At 44.2% G+C, this 1,127-nt stretch carries 1 protein-coding gene; it reads left to right on the forward strand.

Going from position 1 to position 1,127, the window contains the following annotated elements:
• Nucleotides 1–1,127, forward strand: a 1,127-nt coding sequence (locus CVN76_RS03660) for an efflux RND transporter permease subunit (protein WP_198512466.1), incomplete at both ends; no start/stop codon positions are given.

Consider the following 1,127-nt stretch of genomic DNA (forward strand, 5'->3'; position numbering starts at 1 on the left):
GCTAATCAAGCGGCCCCGGGAACGGCACCAACTGCTCCCCAAATGCAAAGTGTCAAATTATCGGACATTGCCGACGTGAAAATCATCGGTAAGGCTGAGTCCATTTCGAAGACAAATGGCAGCGAATCAATTGGAATACAGGTTACAAGATCGCCTGATGCCGATACAGTCGCCATTGTCGATGAAGTGCAAGACCAAGTTTCCAAGTTTAAAGATGAATTTAAAGGCGTGGGCATACATACTACGCTTGATCAAGCAAAACCGATTAAAGACTCTGTCGAAACAATGATTAGCAAGGCCATTTTCGGCTGTCTGTTTGCTGTCATAGTGATCATGCTTTTCCTAAGAAACTTCAAAACGACCCTAATCTCCGTCATTTCGATTCCACTATCCTTGTTGGCAGCCCTTTTGGTGCTCAAACAAATGGATATCTCACTTAATGTCATGACATTGGGAGCCATGACTGTTGCAATTGGCCGAGTCGTCGATGACTCAATAGTGGTAATCGAAAATATTTATCGAAGGATGGCACTAAAAGGCGAACAATTGAAAGGCGGCGAATTGATACGTTCCGCCACTAAGGAAATGTTCATCCCGATTCTTTCATCAACAATTGTTACTGTAGCCGTATACCTGCCGTTGGCAAGCGTTACAGGACCTGTCGGCGAGCTATTCATGCCATTCGCTTTAACGATGGTGTTCGCATTAGTCGCATCATTAATCATTGCCATCACTCTTGTACCGGCCATGGCAGACTCATTATTTAAAAACGGCCTTTCCGAAAAAGAGTTGAAGTCACATGAAGAAAAACCAAGCAAGCTATCCGGTTTCTACCGCAGGGCACTGAACTGGTCATTAAGCCATAAATTGATTACATTCGGTACAGCTATAGTATTATTGGTCGGCAGCTTATTCCTAATTCCAAGCATCGGCGTCAGCTTCATGCCGGCAGATGAAGAGAAGCAGATCATCGTCACTTATACTCCAGCACCTGGCGAGTTAAAAGAGGATATTGAAAAGGAAACGGAAAAAGTAGAAAAGTACCTGATGGATAAAGATGATGTGGAAACAGTCCAATACACACTAGGTGAAAACATGATGAGCGGCATGATGGGCGGCTCCAGTAA

This window comes from Bacillus sp. mrc49 (assembly GCF_002803435.1).